The following is a 4332-nucleotide window of genomic DNA, read 5'->3' on the forward strand; positions in this document are numbered from 1 at the left end:
TGACCGAATAGACGACGCTGAACCAGAAGTGGATCCGCCGCCAGGGCCGCCAGCGCGTGGCCGGACCGACCGTGGTGGCGGCGTAGGCGATCAGCACAATCGCAATCAGCGGCAGCAGAAAGTAGCCGAGCATCGCCCCGAACAGCAGGGGTAGGGCCCCCTCCTGCACATGACTGTGGATCTCCGGCGACTGACCATGGAACAGGGGCATCAGGCCCAGGTCAACGTGGAAGAGCATCGCCAGCAGCCAGGCGATCCAGAGCGTGATCAGCCGCAGGGCTTGGTTGATCGACGGGTTCATCGGCCTGGAGGCTTGTTACTTCAGTGTGGGAAGCAACGAAGCAAGGGCCTTGCGATCTTGGTGGTTCGTTGCGGATGGATGAACCAGCTGCCGACCTGATGCTGCTACGGGGCCAGGCGCTCGATCGCCCAGCGAATCGGCCCTGGTGGCGCCCATGCCGAAAACGCCGAACCCTCGTAGTGGCGCTTGGCTCCTGATCCAGTTAGGAATCTCCCCTCTTCTCCCTGCGGACAACACCATGATCACCGTCATCCTCTATGTATTGCTGGGGATCACAGTCGGCACCCTGAGCGGACTGATCGGCATCGGCGGCGGCGTGATCATCGTGCCGGCGCTGGCGCTCTTCTACGGCCTTCACCAGGATGTCAGCCACCAGATCCGGGATCTCCTCTGGCTAGTCTTCGGAGCCGAGCTTGGCGGGATTGGCGTTGTGCCCCAGGTCTGATGCGTAGAACATCAGCCACCAAATGTTGCGAACGGGGATGCTCACCAGCCCGCGATCAACTGGGCCACGGCTAGTTCGACTTCATCAGGAGCATCAAACCAATACTCCTCAAGAAGCGGCTTGAGTTCGGTGGACACAACCTCGGCAAACCAGTCCTTGGAGTTGCGGCCTTCCATGCTTCGGGTGGGTGTGGCGTAGCTGTGCCCGATCCGAAGGGCACGGCCCAGGCGGCTGTAGGCGGCGATCGTCTGGTTGAGCTGGTTAAGGCGCTGCTCAATCGCTGATGCGGTGGCGAGATCCATCCGGCGGTGGTTCACCACCCAGTCGCGCCAGACATCGCCCAAGGAGGGCTCCAGATCGATGAAGGCAAACCGGCGGCGGAAGGCCAGGTCCACCAGGTCCAGGGAGCGGTGAGCGATGCTCTGAGAGCGCAAAAGTAACAGTGCACATATAATGGTAACGTGTTAACACCTTGCCGCGTCGATCAACGTTCCGATTGCCAGTATGAGCGTAAGGGCATGGAGAGCAAGCGGTCATAGGCGTGCCGCAGACAGCCCTCAGGACATAGCCACTCCAGGCAAGCCCTGTTCAACCTCAAACCGGAGACCTCTGTCATGGCAAGACCAACCTTCTTGAATTCCCTGCTCTTCGCTCTTGGACAGGATCCCTCCTTGGCACCATCCGCTGCAGGGCAGGGCTCAGGCAGTGGTGGCAGTTCAGGCGGTGGCATCGGCGGGGGCGGGGGGTCACCGGGAGGTGGCACCCCCGGCGGAGGCGGAGGCGGAGGCGGAGGCGGTGGCGGAGGCGGCGGTGGCGGCGGTGGTGGTGGCGGCCGGCCGGGTGAAACCACGGCGGGCAACAACCTCTCCCTCCCGGCGATCTTTCCCGAAGCGGCACCGATCCTGCGGGGTACAGAAGGCTCATTCACCTTCACAACGCCCGCGACGCCCACCGTGGCGGTGGACACCAACTACGTGTATTTCGCCCAAGGGGTTACAGGCAACGAATGGCAGGCGGGAAACATTTCTGCGGGTGCCACTGCAGAGAGCCCAATCGCCATCGATTATGTCAACATCGGTGACGCCTTGGAATCGGCACCGATCCAGCGCGGCAGGAACGTCCGGCTTGAGCTCAGCCTGTTTGAGGAAATCGCCGATGTAAATACGCCCCTGATTGCTGGCGATGACACCCTGACTGGCTTCGCCATGACTCTCCTGGGTGGCGCCAAGGGGAAAGGCAGTCCTTCGAAGACGGGACCCACCGAGATCCAGGGGGCTCGGTTACCCGTGGGGACTACGCAGACATACCCATTCACGGGCAATGCCGGCGATTACCTGGGAACGACCACTTATTCCAGCGAGTACGCAGCCGTGTACGCGGCGGATGCGAGCAGCACGGAAGGGGAAACAGTGGATTCCTACATGAAGCTAGTGATCCAGAAGGTGACCGGCCTGAGTCCACAATATGCCGAAGATGGTTCTGCCACTCCCGGAGTAAATGACGGTGCCGATTTCATCACCGGACTGGCCTGGGATGGGAACCAGTGGGTGGATACCAACGGTGGTGATGGCATCACTGTTGGCGGCAACATCAGTAACGTCGCCTTCGGCCCTGAGCTGACCATCTCCGGCACGTTCAACGTCGGAGCTTCGGGGTTGCCGTGGAAATTCACCTCCGACGGCACTTATCTCATCACTTTCGCGCTGGAAAACGGCACACCGGTTGTGTTCGACGAAAACACGTTGGTGCGCAACGATGATCCTCTCCTGCCTGGCTTCCAGCCCACCGAGCTCACGGAAGGTCGCCTCACCCAGGTGGTGGGCGATGGTCTGCTGGGACTGGGAGGCGACACGCACAACGGCCTGCTGGCGATGCTTGTAGGTGTGCCCTCCGCAGTGGGTGGGGGAGGGGAGGCGCTAGCCCTGATGTAGAAGCTCCGATTCCCCTACTTGTTGTTTGGTGGTCATGCCATTGGCATGACCACCAGCGACTTTCTCTGATCTCTGCTTTCGACAATCTCCGAAGGTAATCATCATGACGAATCTCCCCTCCTTCACACCCTCCCAGCTCGCCTTCCTCGAGTCCGTGCTCTGCCCTTCTGCGCAGCTGCTCGCTTTAGCGGGTGAACCCGGAGGCTGCGACGACTCCGATCAGGGGGAAGGAGACAAGCCAACGCCGACACTGGGCACCAACAAAGCCGATCTTCTTGATGGAGGGGCGGGCAAGGACAATCTCGTCGGCCTCAACGGGGATGACACGCTCAGGGCCTTCCAGGGGAAGGACTGGCTCTATGGCGACAATGGCAACGACTTCCTCGATGGCGGAGAGGGTCGTGATTTTCTCTATGGCGGCAACGGCGACGACGAGTTGCGCGGGGGAAAAGGCCGCGATGACATGTACGGCGAGAACGGCAACGACCTGCTGATCGGCGGCTGTGGACCGGATCTGATGGATGGCGGTCGCGGCGATGATGTTCTCTTCGGAGGGAATTCACCCGACACCTACACCGGCGGCCTTGGACGCGACGTCTTCGTGCTCGGCCTGCCTGGAGGTGGTGGCGGCCATGGAGGCGGAGGGGGCATTGAGAACCTCCTCGCTCCGATGGCCGAGGAAGAGGATGAAGGTGATGTCGTTACTGATTTCCGCCAGGGTGTCGACCACCTCGCCCTGACCGGCGGGTTGACCTTCGGCGATCTGATCTTCCAGGGCAACGCCATCTATGTGGTGATGGAGGAGGCCGGGGCCCCCGTTCCCCTCGTGACTGAAGACGAGCATGAAGGGCTAGGGCGGCTGTTGGCGACGTTCACCGGCTTCGACACCACACAACTGGGCCAAACCGACTTTCTCACCTGCGCCGATCTTTCCATGGGATGAGGCGGAGAAGCTCACCTCCGACTCTGCCGGCCCCCTTATCAACTGCCGATTAACTTCGGGCCGGGCACACAGGCTCCTGACCGGAGTTGGCCTGTCGAAGAGCAAATCGGGATTGGTGTGCGACCTGCCGGATCTGTCATCAATGCCAGGGTGTGATGGCGAGTGGGCAAGCGGTTTGGAAGACATCTTCCTTTTTGATTCACATCACTTGGTGAGATCTAGCGGCTCACACGTCTGATGAGCCGGATGCACGGCATACCTTGTCTTTGCTTCGATCGAGCAATGACGCAGCAGCACCGGATCCGAGCGGTCGCAGCCGTACCTGGAGTTCTGGCCGCTGCTTCCGCAGCTCAGGCAGCAACGCTTCGGCATGGGTGCAATGGGGGCAGCCCTCGCGCACGAAAACCTGAAGTTCCGGCCCAGTGAAGCTGGGCTGCGCAGGGGTAAGACACGGAGCAAGGGCGAGGAGCAGGCCCAGGACTCACCGCAGCAGTCGGTTACGCCAGACCTTACCCATCCCTGTCGTTCACGGAGTCTGCCGCCACCAGCGCCAGGCCTCCACGTTGATCAGCAACCCGAAGACCGTGAGAGCCACCATCAGCACGATCTGATCGGGGCGGGCATCGGGCACCAGGATGTCGGCGATGAGATGGGGGACGTTGGTGACCGAATAGACGACGCTGAACCAGAAGTGGATCCGCCGCCAGGGCCG

Annotated in this window: 5 protein-coding genes and 1 pseudogene; 3 read left to right on the forward strand and 3 right to left on the reverse strand. The window is 61.5% G+C overall.

Going from position 1 to position 4332, the window contains the following annotated elements; genetic code table 11:
- The coding region (locus KUG43_RS16615) for a hypothetical protein (RefSeq protein ID WP_216910943.1) at positions 1-301 on the reverse strand (301 nt) is incomplete at its 3' end.
- A 238-nt stretch (positions 302-539) separates the two neighbouring features.
- Here KUG43_RS16615 and KUG43_RS16620 point away from each other — a divergent pair.
- Positions 540-746, forward strand: coding sequence for a hypothetical protein (locus tag KUG43_RS16620; RefSeq protein ID WP_216910945.1), 207 nt, complete (start codon positions 540-542; stop codon positions 744-746).
- A gap of 41 nt (positions 747-787) precedes the next feature.
- On the opposite strand, the gene KUG43_RS16625 is transcribed toward KUG43_RS16620, so the two are convergent.
- Positions 788-1141 carry a 5-methylcytosine-specific restriction endonuclease subunit McrB gene (locus tag KUG43_RS16625; RefSeq protein WP_216910947.1) on the reverse strand — a complete coding sequence of 118 codons (354 nt, stop codon included), beginning with the start codon at positions 1139-1141 and terminating at the stop codon, positions 788-790.
- 558 nt (positions 1142-1699) lie between these two features.
- On the opposite strand from KUG43_RS16625, the gene KUG43_RS16630 reads away from it, so the two are divergent.
- Positions 1700-2677 (forward strand): hypothetical protein, encoded by a 978-nt coding sequence (locus KUG43_RS16630; RefSeq protein WP_216910949.1) that lies wholly within the window; start codon positions 1700-1702, stop codon positions 2675-2677.
- Between the two features lie 103 nt (positions 2678-2780).
- On the forward strand, positions 2781-3620 hold the full coding sequence (locus KUG43_RS16635; RefSeq protein WP_216910951.1) for a calcium-binding protein: 840 nt from the start codon (positions 2781-2783) through the stop codon (positions 3618-3620).
- 526 nt (positions 3621-4146) lie between these two features.
- Here KUG43_RS16635 and KUG43_RS16640 read toward each other — a convergent pair.
- Positions 4147-4332, reverse strand: a pseudogene (locus tag KUG43_RS16640) (hypothetical protein); the annotation flags it as partial.

This window comes from Synechococcus sp. CCY 0621 (assembly GCF_019038465.1).
In the GTDB taxonomy this organism is placed as follows: domain Bacteria; phylum Cyanobacteriota; class Cyanobacteriia; order PCC-6307; family Cyanobiaceae; genus Cyanobium.